Origin of the sequence: Micromonospora sp. HM5-17 (genome assembly GCF_003762835.1) — a bacterium.
Taxonomy (GTDB): domain Bacteria; phylum Actinomycetota; class Actinomycetes; order Mycobacteriales; family Micromonosporaceae; genus Plantactinospora.
On record NZ_RJWA01000001.1, the window covers coordinates 182416 to 200450 of the forward strand.

The window sequence follows — 18035 nt, forward strand, 5'->3', positions numbered from 1 at the left end:
CGGGCGGGTCAGGCTGCCGGCAGCGCCTCCTCGCTGGCGACGGGGGCGCGGCGGCGGCCCCGGCGGCCTGCGCCGGAGCGGCTGGCGGCGGCGCTGGCCGGGTCGAGCCAGACCTGGACCGCGGGGCGGTCGGAAGCGCCGCCAGCGAGCGGGGTGGCACCGTTGCTGCCGTGCCGGGCGACCATCGCCACCTCGACGCTGAACTCGAAGAGTCGCCAGTCGACGTGGGGAGCCGCCCGCAGGCTGTCGGCAAGCCGCGCCACCCGGGCCTGATCGGTCACCGGCCGTGCCCGGCCGGCGAGGTACGCCTCGTCGTCGCTGTCCTCCGGCGGGAACGAGTGCAACGCGTAGCGCCCATCGCGTTCGAGGTCACGGCGCTTGGGGGAATCGACGACGAAGCAGAAGAGGCCCTCGTCGGTGATGACCGGGGAGACCGGGTGCACGCGCGGCCCACCGTCGGCGCGCACGGTCGCCAGGTATCCGAGACCCGGCCCGTACTGCTGGAGCAGGGCACGGATCGTCTCGGCGAGACCGGGCTCGTCGGAGGCGAATTCGGACCAGGATGCCATGTGGACATTCTATCGAACACATGTTCGATCAGGTAGCCAGGCGCGCAGGTCAAAACGCCGGTGCCCCCGGCCGCGTCGCGGCCGGGGGCACCGGCGTTCTCCGTGTCGTCACCGGCGCGGGGGACCCGAGCCGGTGGCGAAGGCTAGTACCTCGGTCGGCCGTAGCCGGCGATGTCGCTACCGAGCTTCCGCATCTGCACCGGCTCACCGGCCCGCGAGGCGTGCACGATCCAACCGTTACCGACGTACATGCCGACGTGGCTGATCGGTGAGTAGTAGAAGACCAGGTCGCCGGGCTGCAGCTCCGAGCGGCTGACCCGCTTGGTGACGCTGTACTGCTTGGCGGCGTTGTGTGGCAGCGAGACACCGGCCTGGGCCCAGGCCCGCAGGGTCAGCCCGGAGCAGTCGTACGAGTTGGGACCGGCGGAACCCCAGACGTACGGCTTGCCGATCTGCGCACAGGCGAACTTGACCGCCTTGCCGGCGCCACCGCCCGGGTAGGTCGCGGGGCAGGGCGCGGGACGCAGCGGTCCACCGGCGCCCCTGCCGTACGCCTCGAGCCGCAGCTTCTGGAGCTCGTCGATTTCGGCGTCGATCTCCTTCTTCTTCTTCGCGAGCTCGGCTTCGGTCCGGGTGAGCTCGGCGACCAGCTTGTCCAGCGGCGCCTTCTCGGCGGCGTACTTGTTCCTCAGATCGACGACCGTCTGCACCTCGTGCTGCTGACGACGGGCGAACTGGTCGAGGACCGAGAGCTGGCCGAGGACGTTGCTCGGCTTCTTGCTGCTGAGCACAGCGTTCACCATCGAGGCGCGGTCACCCTTGTACGCCTCGACCGCGAGTTCGCTGACCCGGTCCATCGCCTCGTCGATCTGCTTCTGCAGCGGGGCGATCTTGTCCTGGAGCTTCTTGGCCTGCTTCTTCTTCTCCGCCAACTCCTCGCGGGTGGCGTTGTGCCGCTCGATGACCGGCTCCAGCTCGCGCCATTTCTTGTCGATCTGGTTCTCGATCTCGGTCACCGAGGGCTCGGCCAGAGCCGGTGCCGTGCCGACAAGTAGCACGGCGGCGCTGGCGAACGCAGCCAGTGCAGTGGTGAGAAGGGACCTTCGCAAGCGGTTTTTCGCCGTTCCGGCGCCGGCTGAGGCCGGCAGCGCGGACCGCGACCGCGGGGCGGAGGATGCCACCGGGGTCCGTACTCCTTCTTCCTTCAGCCCGCCTACCGGGTTAGCTGACGGGTTCGGGCGGGAAGAGATACGCCCTACCGCTCACCCGCGGATTCACCCCATAGTGCCCGGGTCCCCGGTTCGTTGAGGCTCGTGATGTCGACGATTCGGCGGTGTCGAGACGTGGTCGCCCGACTGGCGGCCTGCCACCGCCTCGACGGTCCCCAACACTAGAGAAGCCTGTTATCCGACCGCAACCCGCGATCGCCGCCAATTCGTACCGCATTGGACTGCTCGCGCACCGTGTGGGACGTTCCGGCTGTCACGCGCTCGCGAACCTGCGAAAGTAATTTTCAGCGCACTACCCACCGACGACAGCTATTGACCGCAGCCACGGTCCGGATGGATTGTGATCGTTGTTCATTTCCGGCGACGGGAGGTTCCATGCTCCGTACTCGAACGCCGCTGAGCAGGAGAATCGCGGTGGGCTCCGCCGTGCTCGGCGCCGCGGCGCTGTTACCCGTCGGCGCCGCGCCGGCGACGGCCGCGCCACCGACCGGCAGCCGACAGCAGGAGTACGCCGCCGCGGCCGCCGAATACGGCGTGCCCGACAGCGTACTGCTCGCCGTCTCCTATCTGGAGTCGCGCTGGGACACCAACGCCGGCGCCCCGAGCACCAGCGGCGGCTTCGGCCCGATGCACCTCACCGACCACGCGTACGTCCGCTCGCTGCGAACCGACGCACCCGGGCACGGCGAGGATCGACGCGGCGACGACTCCCGCCCGGCCCGATCCGCCCCGCACGGGGCGCCGAGCCGCACCGCGTCGACCCGGGACACCGACGCGAGTCCCACCACCCCTGCCGTGGGCGCCCAGACCCTCGACACCGCCGCAGCCCTCACCGGGAACGCCGAGTCGACTCTGCGGACCGACCCGGCGGCGAACATCCGGGGCGGGGCGGCCCTGCTCGCGGCGTACCAGCGGGAGCTGGGCGGCCCGACGGGTCGGGCGAGCGACCCGGCCGCCTGGTACGGCGCGGTCGCCAGGTACGCCGGCAGCGACCGCGCGGACGCCGCGGCGGCCTTCGCCGACGAGGTCTACCGAACCCTGGCCGAGGGGGCGAGCCGGATCACCGACGACGGTCACCGGGTCAGCCTGCCCGCCCATCCCGGACTCGTCCCGGAGCGCTCCTGGTTGGACCGACTCGGGCTGCCCAGGCCGCCCCGGCCGGACGGGGTGGAGTGCCCGCGCGGCATCTCCTGCGAGTGGATTCCGGCACCATACGAGCAGTTCGGCGACGGTGACTACGGCAACCACGACCTCTCCAACCGGCCCGCCCGGCAGAAGATCGAGTACATCGTCATCCACGACACCGAGGGGAGCTGGGACACCACGCTGCGGCTGGTGCAGGACCCCACGTACGTGAGCTGGCACTACAGCCTCCGCTCCGCCGACGGGCACATCGCGCAGCACGTCCGGGGCAAGGACGTGGCCTGGCACGCCGGCAACTGGTACGTCAACGCCAAGGCCATCGGGCTGGAGCACGAGGGCTTCGCCGCCGAGGGCACCTGGTACACCGAGGCGATGTACCGGACCTCGGCCAAGCTGGTCCGGTACCTCGCCGACCGGTACGACATCCCGCTGGACCGGCACCACATCATCGGGCACGACAACGTGCCCGGCATCCTCCCCGGCAACGTCGCCGGCATGCACTGGGACCCGGGGCCGTACTGGGACTGGTCGCACTACTTCGACCTGCTCCGGGCACCGTTCCGGAACACCGCCGGTCCGCACGGCGGGCTGGTCACCATCGACCCGGACCTCGCCACCAACCGGCCGGCCTTCACCGGCTGCGAGACGCCCGGTGTGCCGTGCCCGTCCCGTGGCTCCTCCGCGGTGATCCTGCGCAGCGCGCCCGCGCACGACGCCCCGCTGGTCAACGACATCGCGCTGCGGCCCGACGGCAGCCCCAACACCATGCACATCTCCGACCACGGGGCCCGCGCGGCGGCCGGGCAGACGTACGCGGTCGCCGACCGGCGGGGGGACTGGACCGCGATCTGGTACCTCGGGCAGAAGGCCTGGTTCCACAACCCGGCGACGAATCCGACCGCGAAGTGGTCGGTCGGCCTGGTCGCCACCCCGAAACCGGGCCGGGCGAGCATCCCGGTGTACGGCCGGGCGTACCCGGAGGCGGACGCCTACCCCGCCGGCGTGCCGGTGCAGGCGGTCACCCCGTTGCAGTACACCCTCGCCGCCGGCCAGCGGTACGCCGTCGGCAACGTGCTGCCCAGCGAGTACTACCGGGCCACCACCTTCGACGGGTCGTCACCCGGTGACTGGACGGTGATCCGGGGCGACATGAGGTACGTACAGATCCAGTTCGGCCACCGGATCATGTACGTCAACCGGGACGACGTCGTGCTGTTGCCGTCCTGGTTCGGCGCTCCGCGCTGACCCAGCGACCCGTATCCCGGTCGCGGGGTCCGTCGCCGGCCCGGCCACGCCCGGCGGCGACCCCGCGACCAGGACGGGTCGGCCGGCGGTGGTACGCCGCAGTCCGCCGGCCACGGGTGTCGAGGGCGTCTGCGGCGGCGGCCGCCAGGTCGTCCGGACGGAACCCGATGTCGATCCTCAGGATCTGCACAGGTCCGGACGACTAGCGTCCACCACATGATCAGTGCTACCGACGCGCTCGCCTCCGAGCCGCCACCACTGACCGGGATCGCCGGTTGGGCCACCGACCTGATGGACACCCTCGGTGCGCCCGGGGCGGGGCTGGCGGTGGCGTTGGAGAACCTCTTTCCGCCGCTGCCGAGCGAGATCATCCTGCCGCTGGCCGGCTTCGCGGCGAGCCAGGGCGAGATGAACCTCGTCTCCGCGATCTTCTGGACCACCCTCGGTTCGGTGGTGGGCGCGGCGGCGCTCTACTACGTCGGCGCACTGCTCGGCCGTGACCGGACCCGCGCGCTGGTCGCCCGGCTGCCGCTGGTGAAGCTCAGCGACGTCGACCGGACCGAGGCATGGTTCGTCCGGCACGGGAAGGGAACGGTCTTCTTCGGCCGGATGATCCCGATCTTCCGCAGTCTGATCTCGATCCCGGCCGGCATCGAGCGGATGCATCTCGGGACGTTCCTGGTCTGCACCGCCCTCGGCAGCCTGATCTGGAACACCGCGTTCGTGCTCGCCGGCTACCTGCTCGGCGAGAACTGGCACCGGGTCGAGGAGTACGCCGGGATCCTGCAGAACCTGGTGATCTTCGCGGTCGTGGTCGCGGTGGCCTGGTTCGTGATCTCCCGGCTGGCCCGGCGCAACCGCCCGCCCGGGGGCCAGCACCGCGGCTGACCCCGCCCGCCCGGGCGCGGCGGCTCTCCCGTCATCCCCCCGCGACGCGCCGCGGTACCGATCCCGCCACTCGCTGGGGCGGCCCTCCGGCGTGGCCACGGCCTTCCCCGCCGGTGGCGGGACCGCCCCGGGACCGGCCGCCCCGCGGCGGCGGTCACCGCGGCTCGGGCCGGACCGATCGGAGCAGCACCGTGGCGACGTCGACCACCTCGACCTGGTCGGCGGCGCCCTTGCCGTTGACACCGTCGTTCAGCATCGTGCTGCAGAACGGGCAGCCGACCGCGATGGTCCGGGCCCCGGTGGAGAGCGCCTCCTCCACCCGGTCGACGTTGATCCGCCGGCCGATCCGCTCCTCCATCCACATCCGGGCACCGCCGGCGCCGCAGCAGAACGACCGCTCCCGACTGCGCGGCAACTCGATCAGGCCCGCACCGGACGCGCCCCGGTCGTCCGTGGCTCCGCCGCGGACGGCGGCGTCGAGGAGTTCCCGCGGCGGGGTGAAGACCCGGTTGTGCCGGCCGAGGTAGCACGGGTCGTGGTACGTGAGCTGGCCGTCCACCGGCTGCACGGGGGTGAGCCTGCCCTCGGCGACCAGGTGGGCCAGGAGCTGGGTGTGGTGTACGACCTCGAAGTCGCCGCCGAGCTGGCCGTACTCGTTGCCGAGGGTGTTGAAGCAGTGCGGACAGGTGGCGACGATCTTCCGCTTGCCCTTCTCCCGCCCCTCGAACGCCTCGTTGAGCGTCTCCACGTTCTGCTGGGCGAGCGTCTGGAAGAGGAACTCGTTCCCGATCCGCCGCGCCGGGTCGCCGGTGCAGGTCTCGCCCTCGCCGAGGATGGCGAAGCGGACCCCGGCCTCGTGCAGCAGCGTCGCCACCGCCCGGGTGGTCTTCTTGGCCCGGTCCTCGAAGGCCCCGGCGCAGCCGACCCAGAAGAGGTACTCGAAGTCGTCGACCTCGCCGACCCGGGGCACCTCGAAGTCGAGCCCCTTGGTCCAGTCCTCCCGGGCGTTCGGCGGGGCACCCCACGGGTTGCCCTTGTTCTCCAGGTTGCGCAGCATCGCGCCGGCTTCGGCCGGGAAGCTCGACTCGATCAGCACCTGGTAGCGACGCATGTCGACGATGTGGTCGACGTGCTCGATGTCGACCGGGCACTGCTCCACGCAGGCCCCACAGGTGGTGCAGGACCAGAGCACGTCCGGGTCGATCACGCCGAGTTCGTCGGCCCCACCGACCAGTGGCCGGTTCGCCTCGGCGAGGGCCAGCACGTCGACGTTCGCCAACTGCTCGGCGCTGGCCTTCTCCTCGCCGGCCGCGTCCTTCCCACCCCCGGCGAGCAGGTACGGCGCCTTGGCGTACACGTGGTCACGCAACGACAGCACCAGCAGCTTCGGCGAGAGCGGCTTGCCGGTGTTCCAGGCCGGGCACTGCGACTGGCAGCGCCCGCACTCGGTGCAGGTGGTGAAGTCGAGCAGGCCCTTCCAGGTGAACTGCTCGACGTGGGCGACCCCGAACTGGTCGGATTCTGGGTCGGCCTCCTCGAAGTCGAGCGGCTTGCCCCGGCTCATCATGGGGCGCAGCGCGCCGAGCCCGGACCCGGGGCGCCCCGGGTCCCGCTTGAAGAAGATGTTGAAGAAGGCGGCGAACCGGTGCCAGGCAACCCCCATGGTGACGTTCAGGGCGATGACGATCACCCAGGCCATCGAGATGGCGATCTTCACCAGGGCGGTGACACTGGCCCCGTCGTCCCAGGCCGGCAGCAGCGCGCCGAGCGCGTGGCTGACCGGGGTGGCCCAGGCCGGGAACTCGAAGTGGCCGGTGGCGACCTTGAAACCCCGGATCAGGAATCCGCAGATCAGGACGGCCAGGACGACGGCCTCGACGAAGTAGCCCTGCCACATCGTCGACCCGGTGAACCGGGAGCGTCGTTCCGGGTTGCCGGGACGGTTGGCGAGCCGGATGGCGATCAGCACCAGGATGCCGACCACGCCGAGGACGCCGATCACCTCGGTGACCAGGCCGTAGACCGTCCAGGAGCCGATCAGGGGCAAGCCGGCGGTCGGGCTGACGACCTCGAAGTACGCCTCCAGGACCAGCAGCGAGAGGACGATGAAGGCCACCATCACGAACCAGTGGGCGGCGCCGATGACGCTCCAGCGGAGCATCCGGGTGTGGCCGAGGGTCTCGACCAGCATGGTCCGAGCCCGGATGCCACGGTTGGTGAAGCGCTCCGGATCGGGTTGGCCCAGCCGGATCACCGAGACCATCCGCCGTACGGCGCGGACCACCAGCCACACCGCGACCGCGGTGACGGCGGCCGCGAGGACCGTGGTGACGACCTGGACGCTGCCCATGTCCTGTCCTCCCCGTCTCCTGCCTGACCTGCCGTTCGCCCTCGGCGGGCGCTTCATCGGGCGACGACAGCGTTGGGTGCAGCCTACGCGGGAAGGTTACTGACTGGTAACGTGACAGTGCTCGCAGCCGACCCCGTCGTCGACTGCGGACACCTTAGGCCCATCCGGCCCGGGTTCGTAAGGGCCGGCCGGTCACCGCCAGCGGGACAGCAGGCCCAGCGAACCGACCATCGCGCCGAAGCCGACCGCGAGGTTCCAGTAGCGCCAGGTGGCGACGGGGTACTGCATCTGGGAGAGGTAGAAGACGACCAGCCAGCCAATACCGAAGATGATCAGCGACACCGCGGTGATCGGCAGCCAGACCGGGCTAGGCTTACGCGTCGCGGCGGTGGCGGTGGGTCGCACGTCCGTCGGCGGCGTGTACACCTTCTTCTTACGGACCTGAGACTTCGGCACGGCGCTCTCCCGCGGGGTGGTGATCCTCTTCCGGCCTACAACCGGGCGCAAGGGCGACGGTCCATGGCCAATAATGTTCGACAGCTAGCGTAGTCGCGAGAACCCGTTCAGGCCACGGACCCCGGTCAGGTTGGGTACGGGCGACTGACTGTACCGATAGTCGACCATATCCCGCCAGATCGGGACATAATCGACCAAGCGACGTTTCCGGAGGGAGGCTCGGTGGAGTACACGTCCGGCACGGCCTCCTGGCAGAAGGCGCTTCGTCGGGCAGCCGTGGCGCTGCTGCCTCGACGTACCACGCCACGCCGGCCCGGTTGGTCGGTCGGGGTGCCGCTGATCACCCTCGCCGCCGGAATGCTCTTCACCACGACCGCCGCCACCGCCGACGGCACCTCCCTGCGCGAGGACCGCCGGCCGCAGCTCGCCCAGCTGATCGAGGAACGCCGGAAACAGGTGGCGGCGGGCCAGGCGCGGGCTGCGGCCCTCCGGGCACAGGTGGAGAGCCAGACCGCCGCCCTGGCCGGTTCCGACAGCGGGATCGCGGCCCAGCAGGAACGGGCGGCGGCCAGCCGCGAGGCGGCCGGGTTCACCGCGCTGACCGGGCCGGGAATCAGCGTCGAGCTCAACGACGCTCCCCAGCTCGGGGACGCCGGCAAGCCGGCGGGCGCCAGCAACGACGACCTGGTGGTCCACCAGGGCGACGTCCAGGCCGTGGTCAACGCGCTCTGGGCCGGCGGAGCCGAGGCTGTGGCGATCATGAATGTCCGCATCCTCTCGACCAGCGCGGTACGCTGCGTGGGAAACACCCTGCTGCTGCACGGCCGGGTGTACTCGCCGCCCTTCCTGATCACCGCCATCGGCGATCCGGCCGCACTGCAGCGGGCCCTCGCCGCCTCCGAGGGGGTCCGGTTGTTCAAGGAAGCCGCTGACCACTACCAGCTCGGCTACAAGGAAACCGTGGAACCGCGAGTCACGGTACCGGCGTACGACGGTCCCGGCGGCCTCCGCGCAGCCGAAGTCATTCCGGAGTGACCCCCGTGTCTGGCGACCCGCATCCGGCCCGCAAAGGCCGACATCGCGCCTCGGACCGCGACGACCCGACCGTCGTCATCCCTCCGCCGCCGGCCTCCCCGGCCCCCGACGCCCCCTGGGCACCCAGTGGCCCGGCCCGGCCCGCGCCCGGCCTCGACAGCGGCCGGACCGCACCCCACGGCTCCGCGGGCTGGGAACCGGACGGCCGCGCGTACGACCGGGACCCCGGCGGCTGGGCCGACGACTGGCACGCCGGTGGCCGATCCGGCGCGTGGGATCGCGGCGGCCGAGGCGCGGACAGCCCGACGGACGACTGGGCCCCGGGCGGCCGGGCCGGCGGATGGGACGCCGGCACCCCGAGCGGCGGCCGGGATGCCGACACCGGCTACGACGGGTGGGCACCGGGCCCGGCGGCCCGCGCCAACGGCGGCGGCCCGAGCGCCGGAGCCGAGGGCCGCGAGACCGCCGCCCGTTCCGCGCCGTGGGACGGTGCCGCCCGGTCCGACGGGTGGGAGTCGTCGGCGACCGAGCGCTGGGAGGCCACGCCGGCCACCGACCGGTGGCGGGCTGCCGACGCGAACCGCGCCGACCGCGACCCGTGGCGGCCTGCGCCCGCGTCCGACGCCGGGCGCTGGGCGCCGGAGCCCGCGCCGAACCCTGATCGGTGGCCGCCGGTGGGCGGCCCCGAGTGGCGCCAGCCGGAGCCGGAGTCCGCCGCGGCTCCGAGCCCGTGGGCCCCGGACCCGGTCTCGTCCGCGAGCGCGTCGCCGACACCGGGTCCGCGGGGTGCCGACCCGCGGGACGCGGCTCAGCCCTCCGTCCGCACCGCGCAGATCCGGCCGCCCGGGCTGGATGTGGCCCCGCCTCGGGACGACCGGCCCCGCCCGACGGGCGAGCCGGGCTCCGGCCACCGGACGACCGGCGCCAGCGGAGACGGTTCGTCCGGCCCCATCCCCCGGGCCCCGGGCGCCGACCCGGCCGCCACCGCGCTGATCCCCGCCGTCTCGACCGGACCGGGCCGGGCCGCCGCCACGTCCGGCGATTCGGGGCCGGCCGCCGGCCGAGCAGGCACGACGGGGCCGACCGTCGCCGGCCGGGCCCGCCGGGACGACATCGAGGCCACGGCGCTCATCGGCACGATCCCACCGGCACCACCACGGAACGGCGACACGGCGGAGACGACCGAGGCCGAGCGTCGGCCACGCCGCGGCGAGCGGGTCGTACGGCTGCGTCCCCAGCAGACCGACGAGGGCTACAAGAGCGTGTACTCGGAGCTGACCCGGCCCACGATCGGGTCACGGATCCGGACCGGGGTCCGGGCCACCGGCGAGGTGCTGATCACCCTGGGGCTGGTCGTACTGCTCTTCGCCGCGTACGAGGTCTGGGGCAAGTCGACCATCGTCAACGCCCACCAGGACGACCTGAGCCAGCAACTGGCCCAGCAGTGGGACGAGCCCAACCCCACCGTCGGCCCGACCCCCACCGCCACCCCCTCGCCGACCAAGCCGGTCCCGGGCAAGCCACTCGCCGGCCTCTACATCCCGAAGCTGGACAAGCACTGGATCGTGGTGGAGGGCGTCACCCAGAAGGACATCCGCTTCGCGCCCGGCCACTACCCGCAGAGCGCCCTGCCCGGGCAGATCGGCAACTTCTCGGTCGCCGGCCACCGCAACCGGGCCACCTTCTGGCGGCTCGACGAACTGCGCAACGGCGACCCGATCGTGGTCGAGGCCAAGGAGGCCTGGTACATCTACCACGTCTCGCAGACCCGGATCGTGAAGCCGACCCAGGTGGAGGTGGTGGCGCCGGTGCCGGGCCGGCCCGGTGTCAAGCCGACCAAGGCGATGCTGACCCTCACCACCTGCAACCCGAAGTTCAACAACTACCAGCGGCTGATCGTGCACGCGGAGCTGGTCCGGACCGACCCGAAGGGGCCGGGGAGCCCGCGTCCGGCGGAGTTGGGCGGCTGATCGAGATGTACGCCTGGATCTGGCGCCGGCTGCCGTTCGGCCTGCCGGGCAAGCTGATCGGCTCGCTCCTGATCGTGACGGGCGTCTTCGCCCTGCTCTGGTACGTCGTCTTCCCCTGGGCCGAGCCGCTGCTGCCGTTCGACGACGTCCAGGTCGAGTCGAGCGTGCCGGCGGACGACCCGGCCGGCGGCTCGGCCGGGGTCGACGGTGAGTCGGGCGATGCCGACGACGAGCACGAGATCCCGTACGACACCGAGCGGAACAACACCCCGCCCCCGAGTACGACGACCAGGTAGGCCCGATGCGCGTCCTCGTGATCGACAACTACGACTCGTTCGTCTTCAACCTCGTCCAGTATCTCGGCCAACTCGGCGCCGAGTGCGAGGTACGCCGCAACGACGAGATCGCGGTCGCCGAGGTGGACCGGCTCGACGTGGCCGGGGTGCTGCTGTCGCCCGGCCCCGGGACGCCGGACCGCGCCGGCGTCTGCCTCGACGTGATCCGCGAGTACGCCGGCCGGCTGCCGATCTTCGGCGTCTGCCTGGGGCACCAGGCGATCGGTGCCGCGTTCGGTGCGACCGTCGACCGGGCACCGGAACTGCTACACGGCAAGACCTCCGAGGTACGACACCGCGGCGTGGGCGTCCTCGCCGGGCTGCCGGACCCGTTCACCGCCACCCGGTACCACTCGCTCGCCGTCCGTCCCGACACGGTGCCGCCGGAGCTCGAGGTGACCGGCTGGACCGAGTCGGGCGTGGTGATGGCGATGCGGCACCGAACCCTGCCGATCGAGGGCGTGCAGTTCCACCCGGAGTCGGTGCTGACCGAGGGCGGTCACCTGCTGCTGGCGAACTGGCTGGCCGCGTGCGGCCTGCCCGCCGCACGGGATCGGGCTCCGGCGCTCAGCGCCGAGGTCGACGCCCGCCGGCGGGCCGCCTTCGCCACCGCCTGACCGCCCGCGCCGCCCAGGGTGCGGCGCGGGCGGCCTCCGCGACCGGCGCCGGGCTCAGCGGGTGCGGCTCGGCGTCGGGGAGAGCGGGGGCAGGATCCCGCCGCCCCTACCGGGTTCCTCCCCGGTGGGGGTGACCGACGGCGTCGCGGTGGGGGTCTGCGGAGACTCCTGCTCCGGCACGGTGACCGTGATGGTGATCAGGGTGCCCTTCTTGGCGGTGCCGGTCTTGCTCTGCCGCTGCACCTCCGGAGCCTCGCCCGGCGGGACCTCGTCGCCCTCGACCGTCCTCACCCGGAAGCCCGCCTCCTTCAGCCGCCGCGCCGCCTCGTCGGGGGAGTACCCGACCACGTTCGGCACCGGGACGATGTTGCCCAGGGAGACCTCGACGGTGACCTTGGTGCCCGGCGCCACCTTCTCACCGGACTCCGGGCTGACCCTGACCACCTGGCCCTCGGGCGCCTCGTGGTCGACGTCCTTGCGCTCGACTCGCAGGTCCCGGTCCTCAAGCTGGGCCTTGACCGACTCGTACGTGCCGCCGACCAGGCCCGGCGGGATCGTCACCTCCTCCGGCCCGTGGCAGACCACGACCTCGACCTCGGTCGCCGGCTCGACCTGCCGGGTCGCCTCGGGGGTCTGGCCGGTGACGCGGCCGACCTCGCAGTCGTCGCTGGTGTTGGGCGTACCCTCCCGAACCTTCAGTCCGGCCTGCTCCAGCGCCCGTTTGGCGTCGTCGAGGGTGGAGCCGATCACGTTCGGCACCTGCACCTGCTGCGCCCCCTGGTTCATCATCAACGCGGCGACCAGGGCGATCACGGCCATGACGCCGAGGGCACTCAGGGTGGCCAGCACCCACGCGGAGGCGCGGCGCCGGCGGGCGTCGCCGACCCGGGCCGGCGGCGGCATCGGGCGCGTCCCGGCGGGCGGCATCGGGCGGGCCGCCGGCTGGGTCATCGCCACGGTCTCGGCCTCGCGCAACACCGGCGTTGCCATCACCGGGCGGCCGGCCGCGGCCCGGAGCAGGTCGGCCCGCATCTCGGCGGCGCTCTGGTAACGGTTGAGCGGGTTCTTCGACAGCGCCTTCAGCACGATCGCGTCGATCGGCGGCGTGACATCCGGATTGATGTCACTCGGCGCCGGCGGGTCCTCCCGGACGTGCTGATAGGCGACGCTGACCGGGCTGTCCCCGACGAACGGCGGGTGGCCGCAGAGCAGTTCGAAGAGGACGCAGCCGGCGGCGTACACGTCGGAGCGGGCGTCCACCGCCTCGCCCCGGGCCTGCTCCGGGGAGAGGTACTGGGCCGTACCGATCACCGCGCTGGTCTGGGTCATCGTGGTCGCCCCGCTGGCCAACGCGCGGGCGATACCGAAGTCCATGACCTTGACCTGCCCGGTCTGGGTCATCATCACGTTCCCGGGCTTGATGTCCCGGTGGATGATGTTGTGCCGGTGGCTGAACTCCAGGGCGGCGCAGACGTCGGCGACGATCTCCAGAGCCCGGCGCGGCATCAGCCGACCCTCGGCGGCGAGGACCTCCTTGAGGGTGCGGCCGTTGACGAACTCCATGACGATGAACGGCAGCGTCTCGCCGGTCGGCGCGATCTCCTCGCCGGTGTCGTAGACCGCGACGATCGCCGGGTGGTTCAGCGACGCGGCGTTCTGCGCCTCCCGGCGGAACCGCATCTGGAACGTGTCGTCCCGGGCGAGGTCGGTCCGAAGCATCTTGATCGCGACATCGCGGCCGAGTCGAAGGTCACGACCACGGTGCACCTCGGCCATGCCGCCGTACCCGAGCAGCTCGCCGACCTGGTACCTGCCACCCAGCAGGCGGGCCTGCGCCGTCATCTCGTGTCTCGTCCTTCGCTCATCTCGTCACCCCGCCGGCAAGTCCCACACGCTCCACCTGACGGTACGGCGCACTCGCCCGGTCGTCCCGTCCGGTTAGCGACCATGGCTGCACCGCCGTCACCCGTGTCCCCGACAGGCCCTCATTGATCTGCTGCTGTTTTCTCCACTGATAGGCAATCACGCCCGAGCAGATCAACACCAACAGGCCCAGGACGAGGAAGAACGCGATCAGCAACGCAGAATTACCGGACGACTCCGGTACGGGTCCGACCGGCCGCGCCGGATAGGTGTAGGTGGGCTCCGGCCGGGGCCGGGGCGGCTGCGGCACGGCCGCCGCGCCCCGGTTGTAGCCGGCTGGACCGACCGCCGCCGTCCCCGGCGGCCGGGGCGTCGGTACGGCCGCCGACCCCGTCGGCGGGTGGGCCGGCGCGGCCGGCGAGTGCGGCGGGGCGGCCGGCGGCGGGAGAGCGGGCGTCACCCGCGCGGTCGCTCCAGGTGCGACCCGGGGGGCCGGCGGGGTCGAGACCGGCCCGGGCGGCGACCCGACGGATCCGGGCTGGTGCGGCGGCACGGGGACGGCGACCACCGGGCGCCCGGGCTTCGAGCTGCCGATGGAGGCGGCCGCCTGGCGGGCGACGGCCGCCAGTTCGGCGGCGCTCTGCCACCGGGCCGCCGGGTCCTTCGCCATCGACCGTTCCACGATCGCCCGGACCGCCGGCGGAATGTCCGGAGGAAGCGGTCGCGGGGTCTCCCGGACGTGCTTCATCGCGATCTCGATCGGGGTGTTGCCCTCGAACGGGCGCCGGCCGGCCAGGCACTGGTACGCCACCACGCCGAGCGCGTACACGTCGGAGGCGGGGGTGGCGACGGCGCCGGCGGCCTGCTCCGGCGAGATGTACGACGCGGTGCCGAGCACCGAGCCCGCCGCGGTGAGCTGGCCCACCAGGTCCGACCGGGCGATCCCGAAGTCGGTGAGGACCAGCGTGCCGTTCGGCCGGACCAGCAGGTTGCCGGGCTTCACGTCCCGGTGCACGATCCCCTTGTCGTGGGCGGCCTGAAGCGCGTCCGCGGCCTGGGCGACCAGGGCCATCGTCCGGGCCGGGGTGAGCCGGCCGACCCGGCTCAACGTCCGGGAGAGCGCGTCACCCTCGACGTACTCCATCACCAGGAAGGCGACCTGGTCGTCGCTGCCGTAGTCGTAGACGTCGACCACTCCGGGGTGGTTGATGGTCGCCATGGTCCGCGCCTCGCCCCGGAAGCGCTCGGCGAAGCCGGGCTCGTCCAGCAGGGCCGGCAGCAGGATCTTGACGGCCACCGTCCGGCCGAGCACCTCGTCGGTGCCCCGCCAGACGTCCCCCATCCCGCCGCCTGCGATCCGCTCGTCGAGGCGGTAGCGGTTGCCGAGCAGCACCCCGGGCTTGAGCATCTCAACGGCCTCCCCGGTCGGCGATGACGGCCCGCATGATCGCCCCGCTGATCCGGGCCGCCTCGGCGCTGCCGCCGGTGCCGGCGCTCTCGAGGAGCACGCAGACGGCGGAGACCGGTTCACCCTTGTCGTTGATCGCGAACCCGATGAACCAGCCGTGCTCGGGGCGATCGGCGCCGTTCTCGGCGGTACCGGTCTTGCCGCCGACCCGGTAGCCGTTGATCTGGGCGTTCCGGCCGGTGCCGTTCTCCACGACGCTGACCATCATCTCCTGCAGCGACCGGGCGACGTCGGCCCCGACCGACTGACGCAGCTGCCGCGGCGCCGCCTTGTAGTACTGGGTGGTGCGGTCCGGGCCGAGCAGCCGGTCCACCAGGTACGGCCGCATCTGCTGACCGTTGTTGGCGACCGCGGCGGCGATCATCGCCCCCTCGAGCGGCGTCATCCGGACGTTGTTCTGCCCGATGGAGGACTGCGCGACCGACGGCGGGTCGTCCTGACCGCTCGGGGCGAGCATGTCCCCGGTCCGGCTCGCCGCCACCGGGTGGCCGTCGCCGTTGAGCCGCCCCACCGTCAGCTCCTCGTCCTCGAAGCCGAACCTGCGGGCCTCCTCCTTGATCTTCTCGGCCCCGAGCTTGACGCCGAGCTGCGCGAACCCGGTGTTGCAGGACTCGGTGAGGGCGCTCATCAACGACACCTCGTCCTCCGGGCAGATGCTCGGCGCGGCGTTGCGGATGGGCTGGCCGGCCGTAGGGGGGAGCCAGCTGGAGCCGGCCGGGATCCGGGTGTGCGGGTTGTACCCGTTCTCCAGGGCCGCGGCCGCGACGATCACCTTCATCGTGGAGCCGGGCGGGAACGTCTCGGAGAGTGCCCGGTTCTTCAGCGGACCGTCCTTGTCGGCCTCCAGTCGGTCGTACGCGGCCTGGGCCTGCTTGGTGTCGTGGTCGGCGAGCGGGTTGGGGTCGAAGCTCGGCATCGAGACCAGCGCCTGGATCGCCCCGGTCCGCGGGTCGATCGCCACCGCCGCGCCCTTGGTCGCCCCCACCCGGTTGTCGGAGAGCCCCTTGAAGGCGGCCTCCTGGGCCCGCGGCGAGAGGGTGAGCAGCACGTCCCCGCCGGCGGTCTGCTTGCCGGTGAAGAGATCGCGGAGCCGGTCGGCGAACAGCTGGTCGCTGGTGCCGGCGAGGAACTCGTTCTCGCTCTTCTCGATCCCGGTGTCGGCGAGGTTGACCGGCTTGTAGCCGAGGACGTGGGCGTAGACCTCGCCCTTCGGGTACGTGCGGAGGAACTTCAGGTCTCCGCTGGTCTCCTTGCTGGTCGCCAGCGGCGTACCGCCCGCCTCGATGATGCCGCGCTTGCGTTCGTACTCCGCGACCTGGACCCGGCCGTTGTAGTCGCTGTTGCGGTACTCGTCCGCCTTGAGGGCCTGAACGTAGTTCAGGTTGACGAAGAGCAGGCCGAACAGGACCATCACCACGACGCCAACCCGGCGCAGGGGCGCGTTCACGGTCTGATCACCTCCGTGGGGGCGCCGTGCAGCTGGGCCGGCGGTCCGGCCGGTACCCCGCTCGGTCGGGACGTGCCCTGCGAGTCCACCGGCCGGCGTGCCGCGTCGGAGATCCGCAGCAGCGCCGCGATCAGGAGCCAGTTGGCCATCAGCGAGGACCCACCGGCGGAGAGGAACGGGGTGGTCTGGCCGGTGAGCGGGATCAGCTTGCTGATCCCGCCGACGATCACGAAGACCTGCAACCCCAGGGTGAAGGCGAGCCCGCCGGCAAGCAGCTTCCCGAACGAGTCCCGGACCGCGAGGGCGGCCCGCAGCCCGCGCTCGACGACCAGCAGATAGATCACCAGCAGGGACGAGAGGCCGAAGAGGCCGATCTCCTCACCCATCCCGGCGAAGATGAAGTCGTTGTGCACCTCCGGCACCAGGTGTGGCTGCCCGCCGCCCGGTCCGGCGCCGAACAGGCCCCCGGTGCCGAGCCCGAGCAGTCCCTGCACGAGCTGGTAGCCGCCGTCGTACGCGTCGGCGAAGGGGTCGAGCCAGATCTCGGCCCGGAGGTAGAAGTTGGCGAACGGTCCGCCGACGGTGCCGCCCAGGAAGTACGCCAGGAAGGCGCCGCCGAAGAAGAGCAGCAGACCGATGATCAGCCAACTGACCCGCTCGGTGGCGATGTAGAGGGTCACCACGAACATGCCGAAGTAGAGCAGCGAGGTGCCGAGGTCCTTCTCGAAGATCAGCACCAGCAGGCTGATCGCCCAGACCACGAGCACCGGCCCCAGGTCGCGGCCACGCGGGAAGTCGATGCCGAGGAAGCGCCGGCTGGCCAGCGAGAGCACCTCGCGCTTGCGGACCAGGTAGTAGGCGAAGAAGACCAGCAGGGCCAACTTGGCGAACTCGCCGGGCTGGATCTGCCCGACCCCGGGGATGATGACCCAGAGCTTGGCATTGTTGATCTCGGAGAACCGCCGGGGCAGCACCGCGGGGAGCATGACCAGCACGATGCCGGCGAGGCCCAGGGTGTACGCGTACCGGGAGACGGCCCGGTGGTCCCGCATCAGCACCAGCAGCAGGGCGGCGAGCACCACGGCGGCGAGGGTCCAGGCGAGTTGCCGGCCACCGACGCCGGCGAAGATCGGGAAGTCGGGCCGCTCCTGCGGGGGAAGATCGGGATCACCCAGATCCAACCGTCTGAGGAAGCCCACCCCGAGGCCGTTGAGCAGGGCGACCGCTGGCAGCAGCACCGGGTCGGCGTGCGGCGCCAGGAACCGGACCACCAGGTGCAGGGCGAGGAAGACGGCGCTGAGCGCGGCGGTCGGCACCCAGAAGTCGAGCGTCACCTCGTCCAGGAGGGTCGCCTCGACCGTCGCCGCGTACGCCGCCACCAGCGCCATTGCGAACAGCAGCAACGCCAGCTCGGCGTTGC

The 18035-nt window shown here is 72.0% G+C and carries 13 protein-coding genes, 1 pseudogene and 1 riboswitch; of the genes and pseudogenes, 6 read left to right on the plus strand and 8 right to left on the minus strand.

All coding sequences use genetic code 11. From position 1 onward, the window contains the following. Nucleotides 1-8 precede the first annotated feature (8 nt). Both EF879_RS00895 and EF879_RS00900 read right to left on the minus strand, forming a co-directional pair. Complete coding sequence (locus EF879_RS00895) at nucleotides 9-569, minus strand: pyridoxamine 5'-phosphate oxidase family protein (protein ID WP_123553713.1); 561 nt, start codon at nucleotides 567-569, stop codon at nucleotides 9-11. A 143-nt stretch (nucleotides 570-712) separates the two neighbouring features. Next, the gene (locus EF879_RS00900) at nucleotides 713-1585 is read right to left on the minus strand and encodes a C40 family peptidase (protein WP_233604149.1); all 873 of its coding nucleotides are present in this window, start codon (nucleotides 1583-1585) and stop codon (nucleotides 713-715) included. Between the two features lie 180 nt (nucleotides 1586-1765). After that, a riboswitch (cyclic di-AMP (ydaO/yuaA leader) is annotated at nucleotides 1766-1912 on the minus strand. 261 nt (nucleotides 1913-2173) lie between these two features. Here EF879_RS00900 and EF879_RS00905 point away from each other — a divergent pair. Further along, on the plus strand, nucleotides 2174-4186 hold the full coding sequence (locus EF879_RS00905; RefSeq protein WP_123553717.1) for an N-acetylmuramoyl-L-alanine amidase: 2013 nt from the start codon (nucleotides 2174-2176) through the stop codon (nucleotides 4184-4186). A 216-nt stretch (nucleotides 4187-4402) separates the two neighbouring features. Continuing rightward, nucleotides 4403-5074 carry a DedA family protein gene (locus EF879_RS00910; RefSeq protein ID WP_123553719.1) on the plus strand — a complete coding sequence of 224 codons (672 nt, stop codon included), beginning with the start codon at nucleotides 4403-4405 and terminating at the stop codon, nucleotides 5072-5074. Between the two features lie 154 nt (nucleotides 5075-5228). Here the strand turns inward: EF879_RS00910 and EF879_RS00915 are convergent, their stop codons facing one another. Further along, on the minus strand, nucleotides 5229-7424 hold the full coding sequence (locus tag EF879_RS00915) for a (Fe-S)-binding protein (RefSeq protein ID WP_123553721.1): 2196 nt from the start codon (nucleotides 7422-7424) through the stop codon (nucleotides 5229-5231). A gap of 192 nt (nucleotides 7425-7616) precedes the next feature. After that, nucleotides 7617-7880 (minus strand): cell division protein CrgA, encoded by a 264-nt coding sequence (locus EF879_RS00920; protein ID WP_123553722.1) that lies wholly within the window; start codon nucleotides 7878-7880, stop codon nucleotides 7617-7619. Nucleotides 7881-8102: 222 nt separating this feature from the next. Between EF879_RS00920 and EF879_RS00925 the strand changes: the two genes are divergently transcribed. The 4 genes from EF879_RS00925 to EF879_RS00940 are packed head-to-tail and all read left to right on the plus strand — an operon-like array spanning nucleotide 8103 to nucleotide 11837. Then, nucleotides 8103-8915, plus strand: a complete 813-nt coding sequence (locus EF879_RS00925; protein ID WP_123553724.1) for a DUF881 domain-containing protein — start codon at nucleotides 8103-8105, stop codon at nucleotides 8913-8915. Beyond that, nucleotides 8912-10885, plus strand: a complete 1974-nt coding sequence (locus tag EF879_RS00930; RefSeq protein WP_233604150.1) for a class E sortase — start codon at nucleotides 8912-8914, stop codon at nucleotides 10883-10885. The genes EF879_RS00925 and EF879_RS00930 overlap by 4 nt, the downstream gene beginning before the upstream one ends. A 5-nt stretch (nucleotides 10886-10890) precedes the next feature. Further along, nucleotides 10891-11181 carry a hypothetical protein gene (locus EF879_RS00935; RefSeq protein WP_123553726.1) on the plus strand — a complete coding sequence of 97 codons (291 nt, stop codon included), beginning with the start codon at nucleotides 10891-10893 and terminating at the stop codon, nucleotides 11179-11181. A 5-nt stretch (nucleotides 11182-11186) separates the two neighbouring features. Then, nucleotides 11187-11837 carry an aminodeoxychorismate/anthranilate synthase component II gene (locus tag EF879_RS00940; RefSeq protein ID WP_123553728.1) on the plus strand — a complete coding sequence of 217 codons (651 nt, stop codon included), beginning with the start codon at nucleotides 11187-11189 and terminating at the stop codon, nucleotides 11835-11837. A gap of 54 nt (nucleotides 11838-11891) precedes the next feature. Here the strand turns inward: EF879_RS00940 and pknB are convergent, their stop codons facing one another. The 4 genes and pseudogenes from pknB to EF879_RS00960 all read right to left on the minus strand — a co-directional run bounded on the left by pknB (nucleotide 11892) and on the right by EF879_RS00960 (nucleotide 18003). After that, nucleotides 11892-13679, minus strand: a complete 1788-nt coding sequence (gene pknB / locus EF879_RS00945) for a Stk1 family PASTA domain-containing Ser/Thr kinase (RefSeq protein ID WP_123553730.1) — start codon at nucleotides 13677-13679, stop codon at nucleotides 11892-11894. Continuing rightward, nucleotides 13676-15108 (minus strand): annotated as a pseudogene (locus EF879_RS00950) (serine/threonine-protein kinase). The gene pknB and the pseudogene EF879_RS00950 overlap by 4 nt, the downstream one beginning before the upstream one ends. Nucleotide 15109: 1 nt before the next feature. Next, entirely contained in the window at nucleotides 15110-16615 is a 1506-nt protein-coding gene (locus tag EF879_RS00955) for a penicillin-binding protein 2 (RefSeq protein ID WP_123553732.1), read from the minus strand. After that, nucleotides 16612-18003: an FtsW/RodA/SpoVE family cell cycle protein gene (locus EF879_RS00960; protein ID WP_199736135.1), complete on the minus strand. Its 1392-nt coding sequence runs from the start codon at nucleotides 18001-18003 to the stop codon at nucleotides 16612-16614. The genes EF879_RS00955 and EF879_RS00960 overlap by 4 nt, the downstream gene beginning before the upstream one ends. Between the last annotated feature and the right edge of the window lie 32 nt (nucleotides 18004-18035).

Bases quoted from the DNA above. Each gene is read 5' to 3' on its own strand.
- EF879_RS00910 (WP_123553719.1), top strand. From the start codon at position 4,403: ATGATCAGTGCTACCGACGCGCTCGCCTCCGAGCCGCCACCACTGACC.
- EF879_RS00895 (WP_123553713.1), bottom strand. From the start codon at position 569: ATGGCATCCTGGTCCGAATTCGCCTCCGACGAGCCCGGTCTCGCCGAG.
- EF879_RS00940 (WP_123553728.1), top strand. From the start codon at position 11,187: ATGCGCGTCCTCGTGATCGACAACTACGACTCGTTCGTCTTCAACCTC.
- EF879_RS00935 (WP_123553726.1), top strand. From the start codon at position 10,891: ATGTACGCCTGGATCTGGCGCCGGCTGCCGTTCGGCCTGCCGGGCAAG.
- EF879_RS00915 (WP_123553721.1), bottom strand. From the start codon at position 7,424: ATGGGCAGCGTCCAGGTCGTCACCACGGTCCTCGCGGCCGCCGTCACC.
- EF879_RS00905 (WP_123553717.1), top strand. From the start codon at position 2,174: ATGCTCCGTACTCGAACGCCGCTGAGCAGGAGAATCGCGGTGGGCTCC.
- EF879_RS00960 (WP_199736135.1), bottom strand. From the start codon at position 18,003: ATGGCGCTGGTGGCGGCGTACGCGGCGACGGTCGAGGCGACCCTCCTG.
- pknB (WP_123553730.1), bottom strand. From the start codon at position 13,679: ATGACGGCGCAGGCCCGCCTGCTGGGTGGCAGGTACCAGGTCGGCGAG.